We start from the raw sequence: 866 nt of genomic DNA on the forward strand, positions 1-866 counted from the left end.
AATGCAGAAGCTTCAAAGCAAATTACGTATTTAAGAGAGAACCACTTCTTCGGAAAGGCTTGGAATGTAAATGACGCGATGAAATTTGCAGCGATGTTCAATGATAATTGGGATCAAGAAGAAGCGGATTATTTAATAGATTTATTTGAACTACCAAGAAAGAAGAAGATTCGAAACTTTTCTAAAGGTATGAAGTCAATGGTTCAAAGTGTGATTGGGCTCGCAAGTCATGCACCTGTGACAATGTTAGATGAACCGACAAACGGATTAGATGCTTATATGAGAAAGCTGTTTACACAAGCGTTGAGAGAATCATTCGAAGCGGATCCGAGATATATCATGATTGCTTCTCATCATATTAAAGAAATTGAGAAGATATGTGAAAAGCTCATCGTGATATCTGATCATCGTGTGAAGTTACATGAGCCAATAGAATACTTTCAATCTAGAGGTGCGATTTTAGTTGGTAAATTAGAAGATATCCATCAAATTACTTCGAGTGATACGATTATCGAGCAATCAACGATTATGAGTCAGCATAAAGTGATGGCGGATATTCCATATGATGCAGCGTTACAAGAACAGTGTAGAGCGTTGAATGTGAAAGTTGATAAAGCAAGTATTCAAGATTATTTAGTGAATATGACGATGACAAAGGAGGCTAATTATGGGTGATTTAAAAGGATCTTTCTCGATTATTTTTAAAGAACTAAAAGTACAATTATATACGTTTAGTATCGTACTTGTTGTTTTAGCCGCGATATACTTTGTAATTGGATTTTATATTGGACCATCAGATTCATTTAATCCTTTATTATCTGGACCGGTATACGGTATCTTAGGTTTCTTACCATTATTCATGTTTG

Annotated in this window: 1 protein-coding gene and 1 pseudogene; both read left to right on the top strand. The window is 34.9% G+C overall.

The genetic code is table 11. The features are described 5' to 3' along the window. Positions 1 to 675 (top strand): ATP-binding cassette domain-containing protein (locus KA878_RS14060; RefSeq protein WP_210142265.1); only part of this gene is annotated, 675 nt, incomplete at its 5' end. Next, positions 668 to 866, top strand: a pseudogene (locus KA878_RS14065) (hypothetical protein); the annotation flags it as partial. The gene KA878_RS14060 and the pseudogene KA878_RS14065, both read left to right, overlap by 8 nt.

It is taken from the genome of Staphylococcus sp. GDY8P57P (genome assembly GCF_017892585.1).
GTDB lineage: Bacteria > Bacillota > Bacilli > Staphylococcales > Staphylococcaceae > Staphylococcus > Staphylococcus borealis.